Origin of the sequence: Marinobacter sp. MBR-99, assembly GCF_040547575.1 — a bacterium.
Classification (GTDB): domain Bacteria; phylum Pseudomonadota; class Gammaproteobacteria; order Pseudomonadales; family Oleiphilaceae; genus Marinobacter.
In genome coordinates this window covers 37,754-59,076 of record NZ_JBEPPY010000003.1, presented here as the reverse complement: position 1 = coordinate 59,076, position 21,323 = coordinate 37,754, and the positions used below count along the sequence as shown (strand labels likewise).

17 protein-coding genes are annotated in these 21,323 nt (G+C 57.8%); 16 read left to right on the top strand and 1 reads right to left on the bottom strand.

The window, feature by feature from the left end:
* Positions 1-14: 14 nt before the first annotated feature.
* The 12 genes from ABIE59_RS03405 (at position 15) to pdxJ (ending at position 12,700) form a co-directional block, all read left to right on the top strand.
* On the top strand, positions 15-578 hold the full coding sequence (locus ABIE59_RS03405) for a sigma-E factor negative regulatory protein (RefSeq protein WP_354444261.1): 564 nt from the start codon (positions 15-17) through the stop codon (positions 576-578).
* 16 nt (positions 579-594) lie between these two features.
* A complete protein-coding gene (locus ABIE59_RS03400) occupies positions 595-1,647 on the top strand; it encodes a MucB/RseB C-terminal domain-containing protein (RefSeq protein ID WP_354444259.1) in 1,053 nt (350 codons plus the stop codon).
* Complete coding sequence (locus ABIE59_RS03395; protein ID WP_354444257.1) at positions 1,644-2,093, top strand: SoxR reducing system RseC family protein; 450 nt, start codon at positions 1,644-1,646, stop codon at positions 2,091-2,093. Before ABIE59_RS03400 ends, ABIE59_RS03395 begins: the two co-directional genes overlap by 4 nt.
* 81 nt (positions 2,094-2,174) lie before the next feature.
* Positions 2,175-3,653, top strand: coding sequence for a DegQ family serine endoprotease (locus tag ABIE59_RS03390; RefSeq protein ID WP_354444255.1), 1,479 nt, complete (start codon positions 2,175-2,177; stop codon positions 3,651-3,653).
* Between the two features lie 116 nt (positions 3,654-3,769).
* Positions 3,770-6,496: a bifunctional diguanylate cyclase/phosphodiesterase gene (locus ABIE59_RS03385; RefSeq protein WP_354444253.1), complete on the top strand. Its 2,727-nt coding sequence runs from the start codon at positions 3,770-3,772 to the stop codon at positions 6,494-6,496.
* A 103-nt stretch (positions 6,497-6,599) separates the two neighbouring features.
* On the top strand, positions 6,600-8,402 hold the full coding sequence (lepA, locus tag ABIE59_RS03380) for a translation elongation factor 4 (protein ID WP_354444251.1): 1,803 nt from the start codon (positions 6,600-6,602) through the stop codon (positions 8,400-8,402).
* Positions 8,403-8,417: 15 nt separating this feature from the next.
* On the top strand, positions 8,418-9,206 hold the full coding sequence (gene lepB, locus ABIE59_RS03375; RefSeq protein ID WP_354444249.1) for a signal peptidase I: 789 nt from the start codon (positions 8,418-8,420) through the stop codon (positions 9,204-9,206).
* A gap of 25 nt (positions 9,207-9,231) precedes the next feature.
* Positions 9,232-9,618, top strand: a complete 387-nt coding sequence (locus ABIE59_RS03370; RefSeq protein ID WP_354444573.1) for a DUF4845 domain-containing protein — start codon at positions 9,232-9,234, stop codon at positions 9,616-9,618.
* A complete protein-coding gene (gene rnc / locus ABIE59_RS03365) occupies positions 9,615-10,304 on the top strand; it encodes a ribonuclease III (protein WP_354444247.1) in 690 nt (229 codons plus the stop codon). The genes ABIE59_RS03370 and rnc overlap by 4 nt, the downstream gene beginning before the upstream one ends.
* Positions 10,304-11,221 (top strand): GTPase Era, encoded by a 918-nt coding sequence (gene era, locus ABIE59_RS03360; RefSeq protein ID WP_354444245.1) that lies wholly within the window; start codon positions 10,304-10,306, stop codon positions 11,219-11,221. The genes rnc and era overlap by 1 nt, the downstream gene beginning before the upstream one ends.
* 7 nt (positions 11,222-11,228) lie before the next feature.
* Positions 11,229-11,969: a DNA repair protein RecO gene (recO, locus tag ABIE59_RS03355; protein ID WP_354444243.1), complete on the top strand. Its 741-nt coding sequence runs from the start codon at positions 11,229-11,231 to the stop codon at positions 11,967-11,969.
* Positions 11,966-12,700 carry a pyridoxine 5'-phosphate synthase gene (gene pdxJ / locus ABIE59_RS03350; protein WP_354444241.1) on the top strand — a complete coding sequence of 245 codons (735 nt, stop codon included), beginning with the start codon at positions 11,966-11,968 and terminating at the stop codon, positions 12,698-12,700. The genes recO and pdxJ overlap by 4 nt, the downstream gene beginning before the upstream one ends.
* Before the next feature lie 7 nt (positions 12,701-12,707).
* Here pdxJ and ABIE59_RS03345 read toward each other — a convergent pair whose 3' ends face one another.
* Complete coding sequence (locus ABIE59_RS03345; protein ID WP_354444239.1) at positions 12,708-15,578, bottom strand: ATP-binding protein; 2,871 nt, start codon at positions 15,576-15,578, stop codon at positions 12,708-12,710.
* 225 nt (positions 15,579-15,803) lie between these two features.
* On the opposite strand from ABIE59_RS03345, the gene cysM reads away from it, so the two are divergent.
* The 4 genes from cysM to mazG all read left to right on the top strand — a co-directional run bounded on the left by cysM (position 15,804) and on the right by mazG (position 21,241).
* On the top strand, positions 15,804-16,697 hold the full coding sequence (cysM, locus tag ABIE59_RS03340; protein WP_354444237.1) for a cysteine synthase CysM: 894 nt from the start codon (positions 15,804-15,806) through the stop codon (positions 16,695-16,697).
* 41 nt (positions 16,698-16,738) lie between these two features.
* Positions 16,739-18,082, top strand: a complete 1,344-nt coding sequence (rlmD, locus tag ABIE59_RS03335) for a 23S rRNA (uracil(1939)-C(5))-methyltransferase RlmD (protein ID WP_354444235.1) — start codon at positions 16,739-16,741, stop codon at positions 18,080-18,082.
* An 85-nt stretch (positions 18,083-18,167) separates the two neighbouring features.
* Positions 18,168-20,405, top strand: coding sequence for a GTP diphosphokinase (gene relA / locus ABIE59_RS03330; protein WP_354444571.1), 2,238 nt, complete (start codon positions 18,168-18,170; stop codon positions 20,403-20,405).
* Entirely contained in the window at positions 20,402-21,241 is an 840-nt protein-coding gene (gene mazG, locus ABIE59_RS03325; RefSeq protein WP_354444233.1) for a nucleoside triphosphate pyrophosphohydrolase, read from the top strand. Before relA ends, mazG begins: the two co-directional genes overlap by 4 nt.
* The last annotated feature ends 82 nt before the right edge of the window (positions 21,242-21,323 follow it).

The following is a 21,323-nucleotide window of genomic DNA, read 5'->3' as shown; positions in this document are numbered from 1 at the left end:
TGAGGTTGCATCCGATGGATGAGCGTCTCAGAGAAACCCTCTCCGCCATGATGGACGACGAAGCAGATGAACTATCGGTTCGTCGCCTGTTGTCCCATGGCAATCAGGATGAGGTCCGAAACCAGTGGCAACGCTGGCAGCAGGTTCGTGACCTCATGCATGAAAGTCATGGCCCCGAAGAGAGCGTCGATGTGGCAGTGGCTGTACGTGAGGCCCTTGACGGTCACGTACGCCCTGAACCTTCAAGGCTCAAGACTCAGGTTGTTGCGGGCTCCTACTGGCGATGGCCAGTGGCGGCTATGGTCGTTATGGCTCTGGTCATCGGATTTGGTGCCGGCGCCGGATGGGATGGCCAAACTCAGGAGCCGGTGGCTGCGGTGGCAGTGACCGAGCTGTCTGATGGGGATGCACTGGCTTTGTCTGCCCGGGTAGAGGAAGTCGCCTTGCAGCGCCTGGATGAAGAACAGCTCAAACAAATGCGCCAGTTTATGCTCGAACATGCCCAGCATAACAGTGTTGGCGCGGGTCGGGGTTCCGTTGGCTATGCCCGGCTGGTGAGCGCCAGTAGTGGCTACTGACCTTGGGGAACAGCCGATGAAGTGGGTGATGAGCAGTCTGTTGTCCCTCGGCCGAAGTGTGTTGGCGGGTGTGTTTGCAGGAATCTTGATCGTGCTACCTGCTTATGGGGTCGCTGCCACGGCCAGCAATGAAGCCGCCGCCGAAGGTTCCGCCGATGCGATGGCTTGGCTGAAACGTCTCGGGCCGTCTTTGAATATGACATCTTACCGCGGTGTGTTCGTCTATGCCCGTGGAGACCAGGTCCATTCCATGAGGATTGCCCATCGGTTTCGGGACGGCCAGGTCGAAGAGCGATTGGTCATGCAGGATGGCGGTGGTGGCGAGATTGTCCGCAAGGGCATGAACGTGGTTTGTGTGCTCCCGGATCGTGGTCGGGTGAGCTTGAACGAAGTGATTCCCTCCGGCCCATTTGCCGAGGCGTTCACCAGTCAGCTGATGCCGTTTGGGCAATGGTATCGCTCGGAGCTGGCGGGTGAAGATCGCATCGCCGGTTACGATGTCGTGACTATTGCGTTAACCGCGCGTGATGACGAGCGATACAGCCATCGGTTGTGGATGGAAAAAGACACCGGCTTGCTGGTCAAGAGCCAGGTGCGAGACGGTGACGGGGAAGTGCTGGAGCATTTTCAGTTTACCAGTCTCGAAATTACCAATGACATTGCCGACGATGAGCTGGAAATACAGACCCAGGGGCGCGAGATAACCCGCACGCTGGCGACCAGAGATCCTCAGCAATCGGTGGTCGGCCGGATGAGCGGCTGGACCCTCAATTGGCGGCCGGAGGGGTTTGCGCCAGCGGCCGCGCCGCGCTCTGGCAAGGGTAAAGCTGTGGCTTTCTCTGACGGGCTGGCTGCGTTCTCAGTGTTTGTCGAGCCGGTTGGTCAGTTAAAAATGCCTACCGGCGCCTCCCGGGTAGGGGCAACAACCATCTACATGCGCGAGCTTATGGTAGCCGATCGCCCGTTTCTGGTTGCCGTAGTGGGAGAGATTCCGCCGCGTACTGCCCGGAAAGTAGCTGATGCTGTTGAAATAGACGATGCCCTGGCCCTGGAGTTATCAGGACTGTGATCACCGAGACCGGAAAGGTTGTGGCACTGAGTGGTGATTGTGTCTGGGTGCAAACCATCCGCACCAGCGCTTGCCAGAGCTGTTCCGCCAGGGCCGGTTGTGGTCAGCGGGCCCTGGCCAAGGTGTCCGGGGGGCGGGCGAATCAGATTCTGGTGGCGAATACCGTGGGTGCCAGGGTGGGGGACGAAGTAGTGATTGGTATTGATGAACAGTCGCTGCTGTTGGCGTCGCTTGCTGTGTATGGTGTTCCATTGGCGCTGATGGTTCTGGCCAGCATTGCTGCCTACCGCTGGCTTGGCGCTTCGGACGCCGCTGCTATTAGCGGTGCCCTGGTCGGGCTCGGGGCCGGATTTTGCTGGGTGCGTCGATGGCAGCACCGGAGTGGCAAACGATACCAGCCGCGGCTGATCAGGGTGAACAGCACTTATTCCGTGACATGTCTGTGAATCCTACTGTTTTGTAAGTTGAAAAAAGGGTTTCCAGCCCCAGAATGTCGGTGTAGTTACGAGCAAATCAGGGGGTTCCACATGCCGAGATCAAACACAGAGGTTGCCCGTCTTGCCCCGGCCCGGAGCGCAGGACACTACTGGGCGGCCCTGCTTATGCTGTCAGTCATGGTTTCAGTCTTCTGGAGCCAATCTCTCGCGGCGCGGGGCCTGCCGGACTTCACCGAACTGGTTGAAGAAAACTCCAGCGCTGTGGTCAATATCAGCACCACGAGTGAACCGCGTAATCAGGGCTCCCGTTTTCAGGGCTCTCCTTTCGATGAACGTCAGCTTGAGCAGTTGCCCCCGTTTTTGCAGGACTTTTTTCGTGGTCCGCAATCACCGTTCGGCGGGGCACCCCGTTCGCAGCAGCCTCAGCGTTCCATGGGGTCTGGCTTCATCGTGTCAACAGACGGTTATGTGCTCACTAACAACCATGTAGTGGAAGGTGCCGACGAGGTCATCGTGCGGTTGAACGACCGTCGGGAATTCCAGGCTACCATTGTCGGCACCGACCCCCGCTCAGACATGGCGGTGCTGAAGATCGAGAACGGTGAGGATTTGCCCGTGGTCAAGGTGGGGCGTTCACGTGACCTCAAGGTAGGGGAATGGGTGTTTGCCATCGGCTCTCCGTTCGGTTTTGACTACACGGTTACAGCAGGCATTGTCAGCGCCCTTGGCCGTTCACTGCCCTCGGAAAATTACGTGCCATTCATACAGACAGATGTGGCTATCAACCCCGGCAACTCTGGTGGACCGCTGTTCAATCTCGATGGTGAAGTGGTCGGTATTAACTCCCAGATCTATACCCGCTCTGGCGGTTTCATGGGGGTTTCCTTCGCCATTCCCATTGATGACGCGATGAACGTTTTCAGCCAGATCCGGGACAAGGGCAGCGTTGTCCGGGGCTGGCTTGGCGTGCTGATCCAGGAAGTGAACCGGGATCTGGCGGAATCGTTTGGCCTTAAACGGCCGAGGGGGGCGCTGATTGCTGAAGTCATGCAAGGTTCACCCGCCGAGAAAGGTGGCCTGGAATCCGGCGATATCGTACTTGAGTACAACGGCGAGCCGGTTCAGTTATCCTCAGACCTGCCGCCGCTGGTGGGCCGCACACCGGTGGGTGAATCTGCCCGGCTGACGGTACTGCGGGGTGGCCGCGAGATTGAGCTGGACGTGACCATCGGCCGCCTGCCGGACGATGGTGATAACAGTCCAGACCCAGTGGTTGGTGAAAACAATGCGCCGTCACAGGACCCGCTGGGCCTGGCGGTTGAATCCCTGACACCGGAGCAGGCCAGTGCGGCCGGTGTCCAAGGTGGCGTGCTGGTCACCCGAGTGGGCCAGGGCCCGGCAGCGGAAGCCGGGATTCGTTCCCGGGACATTATCACGGAGATCAACCGCGAACAGGTGCGCTCAGTGGAGGATTTCCGGAACGCCACCCGCAAGCTGCCGTCGAACCGGGCAGTTTCGGTCAGAATCGTCCGCCAGGGTCGTGCCATCTATCTGGTGATGAAGCCCTGACACCATAGAAAACCGGCGTTTCGCAAGCCCCCGGTGTCTTTGACGACAGTTCCGGGGGCTTTTGCTATACTCGGCCGAACCGATAACAAATGGGGTCATGGAACGGACCGTAAACAATGATGACCAACAAGGAACTTCCCCTCCGACAGCTTCTGCGATTTCGCCACGCCTGGATTGCCTGGCTTGTGTTTTCTTGCGCCGTCGTTGCCACTCTGCTGCTATGGCAGGTGTCAATCCGCCTGGTTGATGATCGTACCGAGGCCCACTTCCGCACCCAGTCCCTGCAGTTGAAAAGTGCCATTGAAGAGCGGTTGCTCAATTATGAGCAGGTTCTGGCAGGCAGTTCCGGCCTGTTCTCGGTAGCCGGGGAGGTAACCAGGGACCATTGGCGGGAGTATGTCGAGAAAGTGGATATCGACCGTTACTACCCGGGGATTCAGGGGATCGGGTTTGTACAGCGGATTGGCGTTCGGGATATGGCCGATCATATCGCCTCGGTGCGGGCCGAGGGTGTTTACAACTACCTGGTCAAGCCGTTGGGTACTGGTCCCTTCTATTACCCCATGGTGTACCTGGAGCCGGGCACAGATCGTAACCGCAGGGCGCTGGGTTATGATGCCTTCAGTGATCCGATACATCGGGTGGCTATGGAGAAAGCGCGGGACGACGCAGTACCAACCGTGACGGGTAAGGTGGTTCTGGTTCAGGAATCGCTGGCGGAAGATCAGGCCGGGTTCCTGATGTATTACCCGGTATATCAGGGCGGAGAAATCCCGGACATTCGGGCAGAGCGCCGAATGATGCTGTCTGGTTATGTGTTCAGCGCCTTCCGGATGAATAACCTGATTGATGGCATCGTCGGTCTCATCTCACCCTTTCTGGACGTACGGATCTACGACAGTGGTGTGGTGGGTCGGGACACACTGATGTATGGCTCCAACCTGGGGTCTTTGGATAACGAGTTCAGCTTTGAAATGAGCCAGACCATTTCCCACGGGGGGCGGGACTGGCTGTTGCAAACCCGCTCAACACCCGCTTTCGACTTTCTGGCGGCAGATCCTCGCCCACCGATCGTGCTGGGGTCCGGATTGGCTATCAGTGCTTTGTTGTGCCTGTTTGTGTTGGCGCTGATTCGTTCCCGCTTGATCGCGCAGATCAGCGCGGGTCGTTACCGGGCCATTACTGAGGGGGCTGCCAACGTCACGCTGGTGATGGATCGCCATGGCGAGCCCATCTACGCCAGCCCATCAAGCCGGGACATACTGGGTTTTGATCCTGACAAGGTTCACTCCATGCAGTTGGCAGCACAGGTGCACCCGGACGATCTTCCCCTGCTGCAACGCGGTTTTGAGGAGTCCATGCGTGCTCCGGGAAAACAGATGCCTGTCATCCGGGCTCGTATCCGGGATTCTGAGGGCCAGTGGCGTGACATGGAGGGTACCTATACCGCCATGTTGTCAGTGCCTGGTGTTAATGGTGTGGTACTGAGCCTGCGGGACCTGACCCAGCTCAAGGCGGCCCAGTCCGAGTTGCATCGCCTGGCGTTCTACGACCCGCTCACCGGGCTGGCAAACCGTCAGCTGTTCCGGGACAGGCTGAACCACGTGGTACGTCGGAGCCGCCGCAGTGGTGAGCCAGCGGCGCTGATGTTCCTGGACCTTGATGGCTTCAAACGCATTAACGACACCCTGGGGCACGATGCCGGGGACGAGCTGCTGAAGCAGGTGGCGCTGTGGCTGGAAGGCTGTGTGCGAGAGGAAGACTCCGTGGCCCGCCTTGGGGGGGATGAGTTTGTAGTGCTGTTGTCCCAGATCAGCGGGCCGGATGCCGCCGGAAAGGTGGCAGAATCCATACTCCGGCGCCTGTGCCAGCGAATTCGTCTGAATGACCACGAAGTGGGTATAACCGTGAGTATCGGCATTACCATGATTCCGCACGACAGCGAGGATGCCGGTACCCTGATGAAATACGCAGACCTGGCCATGTACCGGGCTAAGGAGCTGGGTCGCAATACCTATCAGTTCTTCACCCCGGCCATGAATATCAAGGCCGCCCGGCGCCTGCTTCAGCAGGAGGAACTGGCCACGGCTCTGGATGGCGACCGGTTTGTTCTGCATTACCAGCCAAAAATCGACCTCGTCAGCCAGCGGGTGATTGGCGTTGAAGCGTTCCTTCGGTGGCACCACCCGGAAAAAGGTCTGGTTTCCGCGCAACAGTTTATCAACCTGGCGGAAGAGACAGGTCTCATAGTACGGCTGGGCGAGCTGGCCCTGCGGCAGGCCTGTATTCAGGTGCAGGCCCTGGAGCGGGCTGGTTTTGAATCTCTGAAAATGGCGGTGAACCTGTCGGTGCGACAGCTGACCGATTCCGGCTTCCTGGACATGATTCGCCAGGTCATTACGGAAACCGGCGTGTCCCCGGAGCGCCTGGAACTGGAAATGCCTGCAGAGCTGTTAAACGAAGATCCGCGCATGCTGCGTGAACTCCTGGTATCACTGAACGACCTGGGGGTTTGCCTGATTCTGGATGATTTCGGGACGGGTTCCTGTTCACTCGTGGCATTGCAGCAACTGCCTCTGGATGTCATCAAGATTGATCATCGGTTCATCCGGGACATTCCCTACAACGTCAGTGCCACCGATGTGGCGTCGGCTGTCATTGCGCTGGCGAAGAAGCTTCATTTGACTGTGGTGGCTGAAGGCGTGGAAACGCTGCAGCAGCTGAGCTTCCTTAAGTCCGCTGGTTGCGCCCAGTGTCAGGGCAATCTGTTCAGCTACCCGCTGGACGAAGATGCCTTGATCGGGTTCCTGATCCGGCAGTACGAGAAGCCGCTTATTTCCTGATCATGGCAATAGTGGCCGGTAACCGGTAAAATCACGCCGTTCCCGGATCCGGTAGCGGCCATTCCGGGCTCAACCCTACGTCTTATATGAGTAATCATTGTCTGTGACTGAACTGAGCCGAATCCGTAACTTTTCCATTATTGCCCACATTGACCACGGTAAATCCACACTGGCAGATCGTTTTATCCAGATTTGCGGCGGGCTGACCGACCGCGAGATGGCCGAGCAGGTGCTCGATTCCATGGATCTGGAGCGGGAACGGGGTATTACCATTAAGGCTCAGAGCGTAACGCTCAACTACACCGCCAAAGATGGTGAAACCTACAAGCTGAATTTTATCGACACTCCGGGCCACGTGGATTTTTCCTATGAGGTATCCCGGTCACTTTACGCCTGTGAGGGCGCGCTGTTGGTGGTGGATGCCGGGCAGGGTGTGGAAGCGCAGTCGGTGGCCAATTGCTATACCGCGATCGAGCAAGGGCTTGAGGTTGTGCCGGTACTGAACAAGATGGACCTGCCCCAGGCCGAGCCGGAGCGGGTAGCGGCGGAGATCGAGGATATCATCGGCATCGAAGCCGCCGATGCGGTGCGCTGCAGTGCCAAAAGTGGTCTGGGCGTGGAAGATGTGCTTGAAGATCTTATCAGGAAGATTCCGCCACCCAAAGGCGATCGCAGCGCACCCCTGCAGGCCCTGATCATCGATTCCTGGTTCGATAACTATCTGGGCGTGGTGTCCCTGGTTCGGGTGACCGAGGGCGTTCTGCGCAAAGGCGACAAGATTGTCATCAAATCCACCAAGAAAGCGTGGAATGCCGACAAGGTGGGTATCTTTAATCCGAAACCCACCGACACCGATGTTCTGGAAGCCGGAGACGTCGGCTTTGTGGTGGCGGGTATCAAGGATATCCACGGCGCACCGGTGGGCGACACCATCGTGCACCAGAAGTTCGCCGAGGAAACCCCGATGTTGCCGGGTTTCAAAAAAGTTCAGCCGCAGGTCTACGCCGGTCTGTTCCCGGTCAGCGCTGACGATTACGATGACTTCCGTGATGCCCTGGAAAAGCTCACGCTTAACGACGCCTCGCTGTTTTTTGAGCCGGAAAATTCCGACGCCCTCGGTTTCGGTTTCCGCTGTGGTTTTCTGGGCATGCTGCACATGGAAATTATCCAGGAGCGGCTGGAGCGTGAGTACGATATCGATCTGATTACCACGGCCCCCACGGTAATCTATGAAGTTATTACCAAACAGGGTGAGACCCTGTCGGTGGACAACCCCTCGCGGCTCCCGGATATTGGCTCTATCGAGGAAATGCGTGAGCCCATCGTGGAGGCGAACATCCTTGTGCCCCAGGAGCACCTGGGTAACGTGATCGCCCTGTGTGAAGAGAAACGGGGCGTTCAGAAGAACATGCATTTCATGTCGACCCAGGTTCAGCTCACCTACGAGTTGCCAATGGCGGAAGTGGTGATGGATTTCTTCGATCGGATCAAGTCTGCCAGCCGTGGTTTTGCCTCGCTGGACTACCACTTCGTGCGCTTTCAGACCGCGAACCTGGTACGTCTGGATGTGCTGATTAACGGTGAACGGGTCGATGCGCTGGCGTTGATTGTTCATCGGGACCTTGCCCACCGCAAAGGGCGCCAGCTAATTGAAAAGATGAAAGAGCTGATCCCCCGGCAAATGTTTGATATTGCCATCCAGGCGGCGATTGGTACCCAGGTGGTGTCACGGGTTACGGTCAAGGCGTTGCGCAAGAACGTAACAGCCAAGTGTTACGGTGGTGACGTCAGCCGGAAGAAGAAACTGCTGCAGAAGCAGAAAGAAGGTAAAAAACGTATGAAGCAGCTGGGCAATGTCGAGGTGCCTCAGGAAGCGTTTCTTGCTGTATTGAAAGTGGATAACTAAAACTAAGGCTCCCGGATGGATATTGATTTTCCGCTGGTACTGGTGGTTCTGACCTTCGCGACCGGAGTGATCTGGCTGGCGGATAAAGTAATTTTAAGCAAACGGCGCCAGGCAGCCGTGGCTGAGGTTGGCGGGGCCGCCTCCGGTGATGCTGGCGAGACCAGTGAACCCTGGCTCGTGGATCTGAGCCGATCCTTCTTCCCGGTACTGGCTGTTGTGCTAATACTTCGTTCCTTTCTGGTGGAGCCCTTTCAGATCCCCTCCGGTTCGATGTTGCCGACACTCGAGGTTGGAGACTTTATCCTGGTAAACAAGTATGCCTATGGGCTTCGGCTGCCAGTGGCCGGCACCAAAGTGGTGTCTGTGGGTGATCCCGAACGGGGTGATGTCATGGTATTCCGCTATCCGGAAGATGGCGCCACCAATTACATCAAGCGGGTAATTGGTCTGCCGGGTGACCGGGTGCGCTATCGTGATAAGCAGCTGTTTATCAATGATGAGCCAGTAGCCCGGGAGTTTGTTGCCCGGCTTCCGCCGATGGAGCGTTGGCGGGAGGAGGTGGGCGGAGTGGAACACGACGTCTACCTGACCCTCGGCCGGGTTGCCGCCAACGGGGAAGGAGAATGGCTGGTGCCTGACGGCCACTACTTTGTGATGGGGGATAACCGGGACAACAGCAACGATAGTCGTTTCTGGGGCACCGTGCCCGATGAGTTGGTGGTCGGAAAGGCCTTCGCCATCTGGATGCACTGGAAATCGCTGACAAGTCTGCCATCTTTTGATCGAGTGGGTAGCATTGACTAACCCCGCTGTGCCGGAGAGAAATATGATGAAAAAGAATAATCCCGTCGGATTGCAGCAGCAGGGCGGCAGCGCTCTGACCATGCTGATTGTCGCGCTGTTTTTTGGCAGCCTGCTGGCCCTGGGTCTGAAAATCGGCCCCGCCTATCTGGACGATTTCACCATTCAGGAGGCACTGGAAGGTCTTGATGGCACCGAGGGCCTGTCACGCATGGGGCCGGCGGAGGTGCGCAACCTGATTAACCGGCGCTTGAGCGTCAATAACATCAGTGGTTTTGACGCCAAGCAGATCAGCGTTGAGAAGAATGGCGAGTTCGTAGTGATCAAGGTGGACTATGAGGTTCGCAACCATCTATTCGGAAACGTGGACACCATCGTCCATTTCCAGCACGAGTATGAGTTAAAGGGACAGTGAGTTCACAACCAGATCTGGATCAGTTACAGCGTCGTATCGGATACACCTTCAAGCAGCCCGAGAGGTTGCTGCTGGCCCTGACCCACAGAAGTTACGGGAACCAGAATAATGAGCGCCTGGAGTTCCTCGGGGATTCCATCGTTAATATGGTGATTGCGGAGCATTTGTATCTGCACTTCGAGAAAGCCCGGGAAGGCCAGTTGAGCCGACTCCGGGCGCGCATGGTCAAAGGCGTGACACTGGCCGAGATTGGCCGGGAGTTCCAGTTGGGGCAGTATCTCCGGCTGGGCTCCGGTGAACTCAAAAGTGGTGGTTATCGGCGCGAGTCAATTCTGGCTGATGCGGTTGAGTCCATTATTGGTGCCATCTACCTGGACAGCGATTTTCATACCTGCCGTGAGAAGGTTCTGCGCTGGTTCGAGCATCGCCTGGCCAATCTTGATATCCAGGACACCCAGAAAGACCCAAAAACCCGGTTGCAGGAATACCTGCAATCCCGGCAGTTTCCGCTGCCTCGTTATGAAGTGATATCCGTTGATGGTGAGGCCCACGAGCAGACGTTTCACGTCATCTGTGCCTTGCCCTCACTGGACCGAAAGACCAGTGGCACCGGTAGCAGTCGCCGCATAGCAGAGCAGCAGGCTGCCCGTAATGCCCTCAAGCAATTGGGCGTGGAGAACTCCTGATGAATGATATTACCCGCCCAGAAGATCCGGATAGCCGTTGCGGCTTTGTGGCGATCGTAGGCCGCCCGAACGTGGGCAAATCCACGCTTCTTAACCATATCCTGGGCCAGAAACTGAGCATTACCTCCCGCAAGCCGCAGACTACCCGGCATCAGGTGCTGGGTATCAAGACCGATGGGCCGGTTCAGGCCATCTATGTGGATACCCCGGGCATGCATGAAGACGAGCCACGAGCGCTGAACCGGTATATGAATAAGGCGGCGTCGTCGGCCCTGATTGATGTGGACGTGGTGGTGTTTGTGGTGGACCAGCTGGCTTGGACCACTGCCGATGACCTGGTGCTGGAGAAATTGTCACGGTTGAAATGCCCGGTTATCCTTGCAGTCAACAAGGTGGACAAGGTTGAGAACCGGTACAAACTGTTGCCGCACCTTGAGGCACTGTCCAAAAAACGGGAATTCGCCGAAATTATCCCGTTGTCTGCGTTGAAAGAAACCAACCTCCAGCCACTGGAGGAAGCTGTGGGACGTTTCCTGCCGCAGAGTGTGCACTTCTACCCGGACGATCAGATTACGGATCGCAGCGAGCGCTTTATGGCGTCGGAGATGGTGCGGGAGAAAATTACCCGCCAACTCGGTGCTGAATTGCCTTATTCGGTGGCCGTAGAGATTGAAGAGTTCAAGCACGAGGGGAAAACTCTGCATATCTCGGCCCTGATTCTGGTGGAGCGGGAAGGCCAGAAGAAAATCATTATCGGTGACAAAGGCGAGCGCTTGCGCCGCATTGGTCAGGAAGCCCGGGTGGATATGGAACGCATGTTTGGCTCCAAGGTCATGCTGCGGTTGTGGGTCAAGGTAAAACGCGGCTGGGCAGACAGCGACCGGGCATTGAAAAGCCTTGGCATGAGCGATTTCTGAGGTCGCTATGAAGGGAGCGGTGCAGCAGGAGCCCGCTTATGTGATTCACCGGCGCCCCTGGCGGGAAACCGCCTTGCTGGTGGATCTGTTTACCCTGAACCATGGTCGTATGAGCCTGGTGGCGCGCGGGGCCAACAGTGCCAAAAGCCCACTCAAGGCCCAGTTACAGCCCTTCCAGCCGCTGCTGGTTGACTGGACAGGCAAGAGTGACCTGAAAACTCTGTTGCAGCTTGAAGTCCGTTCAGCACCGCTGCTCACCCAACCCCGTGCCTTGTACAGTGGCCTGTACATCAACGAATTGCTGCAGCGCATACTGCCAGCGGCAGACCCTCATCCCACTCTCTTTGCCAGCTATATAGAAAGCCTGCAAGCCCTTACAGCACTGTCCGCGAAAGCGGATGTCGAACCGGTACTACGGCACTTTGAGCGGGCGTTTGCCGGTGCCCTCGGGTACGATTTTGCCTGGAATGAAGCCACCGATACCGGCTTGCCAGTGGAGGCCGGTGGTTACTACGGTTATGATCCGGTGCAGGGTATTGTGTCTGCCGCTGCCACCGGGGTTCGATTGCAGCAGATTCCGGGCGAGGCTCTGCTGGCCCTGGCCGAAGGCGACTTTACCGGTGAGTTGCCGCGCAGGACCGCCAAGCGGATCATGCGTGTTCTGGTGGACTATCTGCTGCAGGGTAAACCGTTGCACAGCCGCAACCTGTTCAGCCATTCCGTTTCATCATCAGGGAGAACCCCATGAATTCCAGAGTGTTGCTCGGAGTGAATATTGACCACGTGGCCACCTTACGCCAGGCCCGAGGCACCCGCTATCCGGACCCTGTCCAGGCGGCACTGGTGGCCGAGGAAGCGGGCGCCGATGGTATTACCATCCATCCTCGGGAAGACCGCCGGCACATCCAGGATCGTGATGTACTGCTTCTGCGGGAAGTCCTGCAGACCAAGATGAACCTGGAAATGGCGGTAACCGATGCCATGCTAGCCTTTGCCGAACAGGTCCGGCCAGAGTGTGTCTGCCTGGTGCCGGAGAAACGTGAAGAGCTGACCACCGAGGGTGGCCTGGATGTCGACGGCCAGGAAGAACGTGTGGCCAGGGCCTGCGACCGGCTGGCAAAGATCGGTGCCGAAGTGTCACTGTTCATTGACCCGGACCCCGTGCAGATAGACGCCGCTGTGCGCTGTGGTGCGCCGGTTGTCGAGTTGCACACCGGTGAGTACGCCGAAGCCCAAAACCCGGCGGTTCGTGAAAGATCCTTCAAACAGCTGGCCGATGCCGTGGCCTATGCCCGCAAGAAAGGCCTGATTGTGAACGCCGGCCATGGCCTGCACTACCACAACACAGAGCGGGTGGCAGCGATTCCGGGTATTAATGAATTGAACATCGGTCACGCCATTGTTGCCAGGGCAGTATTTACCGGTCTGAAGGAGGCCGTCAGGGAGATGCGAGGCATTCTTGATCGCGCCCGGAGCTGATCCGGCCTCAGGTGGTCTCCGGCTGGCGCTGCTGTTCCCTGAACAGTTGCTGCCAGTCGGTCTGTTCACTCCAGATTTGCAGGCGGTCCATGGCGCCCAGTAACTGGTCCTTCTGTAGCTCCATATCCGGCGCCTGGCATTTAAGGGCGGTCTCAAAACGGTTGGCGGCGGTTCTCAGCTCTGGTACGCCGCAATAACGGGTTGCCCCGTGCAGCTTGTGCACGCACTCGAGCAGCTCGTCGGTCTCTTGGTTGTTCCACAGCTCGGTTACGCGTTCGATGTCTATGTGCAGCTGCTCCAGCAACATGCTGAACAGTTCTTCCGCCAGGTCGGCCTTGCCGGCGGCCAGTTGAATGCTTTCTTCAACGCTCACGCAATCCTGTTGCATGCGACGGTTTGATGGCCGCAGGGTGCGGCGGGTATCCCGGACTTCTGAGATTTTGAAACTGTCGTTGCTGCTCTTGCAGTCATAACCCGTGTATTCTCGAATCAACTGAACCAGCTGGGTGCTGCTGATCGGTTTTGGCATGTAACCGTCGAAGCCTTGCTGGGTCAGTCTTTCCTGTTCATCGGCCAGGGCATGGGCGGTCAGGGCGATGATCGGGGTGTGGTGGGAGCCGGTGTCCAGATCCCGGATGCGCGCCGTGGTTTCCACGCCATCCATGCCCGGCATTTGCAGGTCCATAAATACCAGATCAAAAGGCTTCTGCCGGGCCTTGGTCAGCGCCTCGAAGCCGCTGGAGGCGCCCTCTGCCTCCAGCCGACAATCCTGCAACAGCGTCATCACCAGTTTCAGGTTGGCGTCGTTGTCATCCACCGCCAGCACCCGAGGAATCCGTGCGGGGCCGTTGCTTCTGAGTGGCAGGGAAGACTCTCCCGCGCCCCGACTACTTGCCTGGATGCCATGGATCAGCAACAGCAGCTCATCGTAGAACGCATCCCGACACACCGGTTTGGTGAGGTGGCCGCTGGACAGGCCGGAGAGCGGCGTGTCGTGGGTTTCCAGTGTGGGGGTCAGCAGCAGAGTCCGGCAGTCCCGCTCCACTTCCAGCGACCGGACCATGTTGCAGTACTGGCTGGAGTTCAGCAGGTGGCGGGTGATACCGATAATGGCAGCCGCGTAGCCTTCCTGCTTACGCTGGGCTTCCTCCACGTGTTCCACCAGGGCGGCTGGCGAGGACACCCGTTGTACCGCCACGCCCCAGTCCCGTAACAGGTGTTCGACCGCGAGCCCGGTGGTTTTCTGCTGTTCGAGGTAGATGATCCGCTCGCCGCGCAGGGCGTCTTTCGGCGCGCTGGTGTCGGCGGCGGCAGACAGCTCCGGCGTGAGGGTAAACCAGAAGGTAGAGCCTTTGCCGAGTTCGCTTTCCAGGCCAATCTTGCCACCCATTTCCTCCACAAGCCGTTTCGAAATGGCCAGCCCCAGCCCGGTGCCGCCATACTGCCGGGCGGTTGAGGCGTCAGCCTGGCTGAAGGCATTAAACAGCGATTGCTGCTGGGCCCTGGACAGGCCCACGCCGGAGTCGGTGATGCTCAGGCGCAGGGTTACTCGATTACTGTCGGGTGTTTCATCTTCCAGGCTGGCGCGCAGCACTACTTCACCGGTCTGGGTGAATTTGATGGCGTTATTGACCAGGTTGGTGATGACCTGCTTCACCCGTAACGGGTCACCCATGATGTTATCCGGCACATCGTTGTAGACCAGCGGCACCAGGTCCAGGTTCTTGGCATGCGCCGCTGGCGCCAGCATAACCATCACTTCTTCGACGATATCCCTGAGCTGGAATGGCACCCGGTCGAGAATCAGCTTGCCGGCCTCAATTTTGGAGAAATCCAGGATGTCGTTAATGATCGTCAGCAGAATCTCGGACGATTTCCGGATGGTGTTCAGGTGGTCCCGTTGCTGACGGGGCAGCGGGCTTTTCAGCAGCAATTCGGTAAAGCCGATGATGCCATTAAGGGGTGTGCGTATTTCATGGGACATGTTGGCCAGGAACTCGGACTTGATCCGGCTTGCTTCCAGAGCTTCCTTTCGTGCGAAGTCCAGTTCGATGTTCTGGATTTCAATAGTTTCCAGGGTCTCCCGGAGGTCTTCTGTGGCCTGATCAATGTTCTGCTGCATCTCGGCCTGGGCCTTGCTGAGCTCTGAGGCCATGTCATTCAGGCCGGATTCCAGTTGTTCGAACTCCGGGCCAGCACTGGTGTAAACACGAGTGCCCAGCTTGCCTTCCTTGAGCCGGGCTACGGCTTCATTGAGCTGGAACACCGGATCGGTAAAGGCCCGGCTCAGGCGCAGGGCTATGGCCATGCTGAGCAGTACCCCGCCAATCACCAGCAGCAGCGAAATCAGTAGCGCCTTGTAGGTTTCCTTTTCTGTGCGGATGTGGGACATCTCCACCGCAACCCAGCCAAGCGGCTCCTGGAGCCGGTTTGCCGACTGCCTGACATCCGGGTCGAGCATGGTTTCGATCATCAGGTCCTGAAGATAAACCGGGGTGACAAACCGGGTGCTGCTGTCCCGGGTAATCTTTACCGCAAGGTCTGGCCTCAGGGAGGATTCGTCGATGGCATCTGCCCCCCCGGGGCCCGTATGGAGCAAGCGCCGGCCGTCTGGCGAGAAGAAAGTGATCGAGCGAACGTCCTGCTCTTCCAGCAGCGCGTTGGACAGGCTGCTCAGCAGGCTGCGATTGGCGGTGAAAAGGCCATACTCGGAACCGGCAGCCAGCTGGCGAGACAGGGATTCACCGCGATCCCTGAGCAGGTTTTCGATGTTGTTAACCCAGCTGTAGGTGAAAAAAAGCCCCAGCAATAAAGTGGTCAACAAAGTGGGAACCAGTGTTACCACCAATACTTTTTTGCGAATGCCCCAGCGCCGCATAGATATGTTCCTGCTAGTTTCCTGAGCCTGGCCGGCCGAACTTTCCCGGAACCGGCACTTCCCTGTGTTATGAGCATAGTTGATCTGATTCCCGAAAACTGTGGTAAAGGTTCCGGGAACAAACAGTTATAGCCGCGGGTCATGGATATAGCGACAACCTGTATTGGGACAATGCGGCCATAACGAGTATGATTCTGCCCCAAAAGTGTATCACAGGGTCTCGTTATGATTTTCCCGACCATTGAAGATTATGTAGGGCATACCCCTCTGGTTCGTTTGCAGCGTCTGCCGGGGGAAACCTCCAATGTCATTCTGGCGAAGCTGGAGGGCAATAACCCGGCCGGGTCGGTAAAGGACCGGCCTGCCATCAGCATGATTCAGGAAGCCGAACGCCGTGGTGAAATCAAGCCAGGCGATACCCTGATTGAAGCCACGTCAGGAAACACCGGTATTGCCCTGGCGATGGCTGCGGCAATCAAAGGTTACCGGATGGTTCTGATCATGCCGGCTCACATGAGTGAGGAGCGTCGTGCTTCCATGCGGGCCTACGGTGCGGAGATCGTCACCGTCAGCAAAGAAGAGGGTATGGAAGGCGCGCGGGATCTGGCCGCGCGAATGGAGGCGGAAGGCAAGGGCAAGGTGCTGGACCAGTTCAGTAATCCGGATAACCCGCTGGCCCATTACCGCACCACTGGCCCGGAGATCTGGGAGCAGACCCAGGGTACGGTGACTCACTTTGTCAGTTCCATGGGTACCACCGGCACGATTATGGGGGTATCCCGTTACCTGAAAGAGCGCAATCCGGACATTCAGATCATTGGTTTGCAGCCCGAGGATGGTGCCTCAATTCCCGGCATTCGCCGTTGGCCTGAGGCCTATCTGCCATCAATCTATGACGCTGCCCGGGTCGACCAGGTGCTGGATATCGGCCAAAAGGAAGCAGAAGACACCATGAGGGCACTGGCGGCCAAAGAGGGTATTTTCTGCGGTGTGTCGTCCGGTGGCTCGATCGCGGCCGCCCTGAAATTGTCCCGCGAGGTTGAAAACGCGGTGATCGTGGCCATTATTTGTGACCGCGGAGACCGATACCTGTCTACCGGTGTTTTTCCCGGCGCCTGAACCGGTCAACCAAGCCGGCCACACAAGAGAGAATAACCCCTATGAGTAAGCGTCGCCGCAAGGTTCTGCCCCAGGAACCGGTGCGTTGTAAGATTGAGACCCTTGGCCATGACGGCCGGGGGATTGCCCGGGCAGAGGGCAAAGTCCAGTTTGTGGATGGAGCCCTGCCAGGTGAAACGGTGATGGCGAAGATGGTCAGCACCCGCAGCAAGTTCGATGAGCTTCGTACCCTGGAGGTTCTGGAAGCGGCTCCGGATCGCCAGCAAACGCCCTGTGAGTTTGCCGACCTTTGTGGTGGCTGCAGCCTTCAGCACATGAGCGCTGATGCTCAGATCCGGTTCAAGGAAGATACGCTGAGGGAGCATTTTGCCCATTTTGGAGGCATTGAACCCCAGGAGTGGGTTGAACCCATGCGCTCACCGGATACCCTGGGCTACCGACGCAAGGCCCGCCTGGGTGTTCGTTATGTGAAAGCCCGGGAATCGGTGCTGGTAGGCTTCCGGGAAAAGCGCAACAGCTTTCTGACCGATATCGACCGCTGTGTGGTACTGGACCCGCGCATTGGCGACCGTATCCAGCCTCTTCGGGAACTGCTTCACGGCATGGCGGCTTTCGATCGGATTGCCCAGGTGGAAGTGGCCTGTGGTGATGACGTTGCCGCCATGGTGTTCCGCAACATGGACGAACTGATTCCCGAAGACCGGGAAAAGCTGATCGCCTTCGGGCAGGCCCATGATTTGCATATCTATCTGCAGCCCAAGGGGCCGGACACAGTCCACCGGATCTGGCCGGAGTCGGCTGGTCGCGACAGTGAGCGCCTGAGCTACAGCCTGGATGAGTTTGATCTGACCATGAAGTACCATCCGATGGACTTCACTCAGGTCAATGCCGGTATCAATCGGAATATGGTTCATCGCGCAGTGGAGTGGCTGGATGTTCAGCCCGGTGAGCGGGTATTGGATCTGTTCTGTGGCCTGGGTAACTTTACCCTGCCGTTGGCTCGCAAAGGTGGCCAGGTGGTTGGCGTCGAAGGCGATGATGCCATGGTGGTCCGGGGCCGCGAGAATGCCCGGCTTAATGGCCTGGAGAATGTTGAGTTTTTTGGTGCTGATCTGCACGGCGATTTCACCGGCCAGAGCTGGGCGAAGGAGGGTTTTGACAAGATCCTGATTGATCCGCCCCGTTCCGGCGCGGAGGACATCTGCAAGTACCTCACCGCGTTCGGGGCCAGCAGGATCGTCTATGTTTCTTGTAATCCGGCCACTCTGGCAAGAGATGCCGGCGTCATGGTGCGCAATGGCTACCGCCTGGTGCGCGCCGGTGTGATGGATATGTTCCCCCACACCACCCATGTAGAATCCATTGCTCTTTTTGAGCGTGAATGACTCTGACTGATCCCTCGACAGTCAGATGCCGGGTCGCCGGGATCGCGACCCGGGTAACCGGAAAATCAGTGGGTATGCCTCTGCTATGGTAAAAGTTCGGGAAGATTATTCGGTCACCGGTGACGGCGAAATCGATATTGATCGTTGCGTTCGCCACATCGCTGAACAGACGCACCTGGATAATCCGGAGCAGCTCCGGCAGGCCTGTGAAAAGGCGGCCAGGATTGCCGTGCAGGCCTTCAGGGAAGATCGACTCTGGACGCCGGGCTCCAGCAGTTTCCGCACCGGCCTGGAAATGGCGCAGGTGCTGGCGGAGCTACACCTGGATCAGGCCAGTCTGGTGGCTGCTGTGCTATACCGGGCCGTTCGTGAAGAGCGGGTACCCCTTGAGGAAATTCGCAAGGAGTTCGGTGATGAGGTCGCCGGGCTGATTAACGGTGTGCAGCAGATGGCGGCCATTTCGTCTGTGCATCACCCGCTCAAAGGCAACGTGCTGGGGCAGAGTGAAGGCCAGCTCGACAATGTCCGGAAAATGCTGGTGACCATGATCGACGACGTCCGGGTGGCGCTGATCAAACTGGCTGAACGGACCTGTGCGATTCGGGCGGTCAAGGATGCGCCGGAAGAAAAGCGCATGCGGGTGGCCAGGGAAGTTTTCGATATCTACGCGCCCCTGGCGCACCGGTTGGGTATCGGTCACATCAAGTGGGAACTGGAAGACCTTTCTTTCCGGTACCTGCACAGCTCAGCCTACAAAAAGATTGCCAAACTGCTGGATGAGAAACGGCTGGACCGGGAGGGCTATATCCGGCGGGTAATCGAGACCCTGCAAACCGAACTTCAGGCCTCCGGCATCAAGGGTGAACTCTCTGGCCGGGCCAAGCATATCTACAGCATCTGGCGCAAAATGCGCCGCAAGGGTATCGACTTTTCCCAGGTCTATGATGTTCGCGCGGTGCGTATCCTGGTGCCGGAGGTCCGGGACTGTTATGGCGCGCTCGGCATTGTCCACACCCTGTGGCGGCATATTCCCAACGAGTTTGATGACTACATCGCCAACCCCAAGGAAAATGGCTACCAGTCGCTCCATACGGCGGTGATCGGCCCCGAAGGCAAGGTGATGGAAGTGCAAATCCGCACCCATGCCATGCATGAGGAAGCCGAACTGGGCGTCTGTGCCCATTGGTTGTACAAGGGTACCGACAAGAACAACAAGTCCACCGGCTACGATGCCAAGATCAACTGGCTGCGACAGGTACTTGAGTGGCAGGAAGAACTGGGTGACCTGTCCGGGCTGGCCGACCACCTGAAATCGGATGTCGCGTCTGACCGGGTGTATGTGTTCACCCCGGAAGGCCACGTGGTCGACCTTCCCCAGGGCGCCACACCCGTGGATTTCGCATATCGGGTGCACACCGAAATCGGTCATGCCTGCCGGGGTGCCCGGGTGAACAGCCGAATCGTCCCTCTGACCTATCCACTGAAAACCGGCGATCAGGTGTTTATCCTGACTTCCAACAACCCTGCGCCGAGCCGTGACTGGCTGAACCCAAGCCTGGGCTATATCCAGACATCCCGGGCCCGGGCCAAGGTTACCCACTGGTTCAAACAGCAGAATCGCGACCGGAATATCACTGATGGCCATGCCATCCTGGAAGACGAGTTCAAGCGCTTGTCGCTCTACGACGTTGACCTGGGAGATCTGGCCAAAAAGGTCAATTACCATTCCCCGGACGATATGTTCGCTGCCATAGGTGCCGGTGATTTGCGGCCTGCCCACGTGGCAAACGTGGCGCAGCAGATGCTGGAGCCGAAGTCCGAGCAGTTGGACCTGAAGCTGACTGCTGCCCGTAAGAAAGATTATGACACCGAGTCAGACATCCAGATTCTTGGCGTGGGCAAGCTCAAGACCCAGGTTGCCAAGTGCTGCAAGCCGTTGCCGGGGGATCCTATTGGTGGATACATCACCGTCGGTCGGGGTGTCACTGTGCACCGGCAGGACTGTCTGACCTTCCTCAGCCTCAGAGAGTTCGAGCCCAACCGGATTATCGAGGTGAATTGGGGTGGCAAGCCGGCCTCTGTGTACCCTGTGGACATCGAGATCGAGGCCTATGATCGTTCCGGACTGCTGCGGGACATCACCCACGTGTTGTCGTCGTCCCGCAGTGATGTTCTGGCCCTGAACACCCTGACCAACAAAGATGAGAATATCGCCACCATGAGGGTGACGGTGGAAATCTCCAGCCTGGAACAGTTGGCGCGGTTGCTGGCCCAGATTCGCAACCTGCCGAACATCATCGACGTAAGGCGAAAGCGCGGATGAGCTATTCCATTGATGACCTGAAAACCCTGATGGCCCGGCTCCGAGACCCGAAAATCGGTTGCCCCTGGGACATCCGGCAAACGTTCGACAGCATCGTACCCCACACCATTGAGGAAGCCTACGAAGTGGCCGATGCCATTGAGCAGGCGGATTATCCGCATCTGAAGGATGAGTTGGGGGATCTGCTTTTCCAGGTGATCTTCTACGCTCAGATGGGGCGTGAGGAAGGGCATTTCGATTTCGACAGCATTGTTGATCACCTGGTCCGCAAACTGATTCGCCGGCATCCCCATGTCTTCCCAGAAGGCACCCTGGACAGCCGTATTGATCCGGATAACCGGCCCGGTGAGGCATGGATCAAGGAAAGCTGGGAGCGTATCAAGGCGGAGGAGCGGGCCGAGAAACCTGTTGTTGAGTCGTCGGTCAGCCGCCTGGATGGCATTGCCCGAACCCTGCCGGCCATGGCCCGTGCCGAAAAATTGCAGCGCCGGGCTTCGCGCCATGGCTTTGACTGGCCTGAGATTGGCCCGGTTTTCGACAAGCTTCATGAGGAAATCGATGAACTGAAAGACGCATGGCAGGCCGCGCAGAACGGTAGTGGTGGCCAGGATGCGGTCGAGGATGAACTGGGTGATCTGCTGTTCGTATGCGTGAATCTGGCACGATTCATGAAGGTGAATCCTGAGCAGGCCCTGAACCGAACGAACCGCAAATTCGACGCGCGTTTTCGGGCGATCGAATCGGTGCTGGAAAGTGAAGGGCGTGATCTGGATGAGGAGTCCCTTGAAGCGTTGGATGCCATATGGCAGAAGGTCAAGGGGGTTGAAAACCGGTAACGGTCAGTGCCGCGGAACAGTCGCCGATAAGTACAATCCGTTACCAATTTTCAGTCACTGAAATGTCATTCTTCGTCTACAC

What these genes read in the sequence shown, in the direction of transcription:
- ABIE59_RS03405 (WP_354444261.1), top strand. Translation starts at nt 15, where the DNA reads ATGGATGAGCGTCTCAGAGAAACCCTCTCCGCCATGATGGACGACGAA.
- ABIE59_RS03400 (WP_354444259.1), top strand. Translation starts at nt 595, where the DNA reads ATGAAGTGGGTGATGAGCAGTCTGTTGTCCCTCGGCCGAAGTGTGTTG.
- ABIE59_RS03390 (WP_354444255.1), top strand. Translation starts at nt 2,175, where the DNA reads ATGCCGAGATCAAACACAGAGGTTGCCCGTCTTGCCCCGGCCCGGAGC.
- ABIE59_RS03385 (WP_354444253.1), top strand. Translation starts at nt 3,770, where the DNA reads ATGATGACCAACAAGGAACTTCCCCTCCGACAGCTTCTGCGATTTCGC.
- lepB (WP_354444249.1), top strand. Translation starts at nt 8,418, where the DNA reads ATGGATATTGATTTTCCGCTGGTACTGGTGGTTCTGACCTTCGCGACC.
- ABIE59_RS03370 (WP_354444573.1), top strand. Translation starts at nt 9,232, where the DNA reads ATGAAAAAGAATAATCCCGTCGGATTGCAGCAGCAGGGCGGCAGCGCT.
- era (WP_354444245.1), top strand. Translation starts at nt 10,304, where the DNA reads ATGAATGATATTACCCGCCCAGAAGATCCGGATAGCCGTTGCGGCTTT.
- recO (WP_354444243.1), top strand. Translation starts at nt 11,229, where the DNA reads ATGAAGGGAGCGGTGCAGCAGGAGCCCGCTTATGTGATTCACCGGCGC.
- pdxJ (WP_354444241.1), top strand. Translation starts at nt 11,966, where the DNA reads ATGAATTCCAGAGTGTTGCTCGGAGTGAATATTGACCACGTGGCCACC.
- ABIE59_RS03345 (WP_354444239.1), bottom strand. Translation starts at nt 15,578, where the DNA reads ATGCGGCGCTGGGGCATTCGCAAAAAAGTATTGGTGGTAACACTGGTT.
- cysM (WP_354444237.1), top strand. Translation starts at nt 15,804, where the DNA reads ATGATTTTCCCGACCATTGAAGATTATGTAGGGCATACCCCTCTGGTT.
- rlmD (WP_354444235.1), top strand. Translation starts at nt 16,739, where the DNA reads ATGAGTAAGCGTCGCCGCAAGGTTCTGCCCCAGGAACCGGTGCGTTGT.
- relA (WP_354444571.1), top strand. Translation starts at nt 18,168, where the DNA reads ATGGTAAAAGTTCGGGAAGATTATTCGGTCACCGGTGACGGCGAAATC.
- mazG (WP_354444233.1), top strand. Translation starts at nt 20,402, where the DNA reads ATGAGCTATTCCATTGATGACCTGAAAACCCTGATGGCCCGGCTCCGA.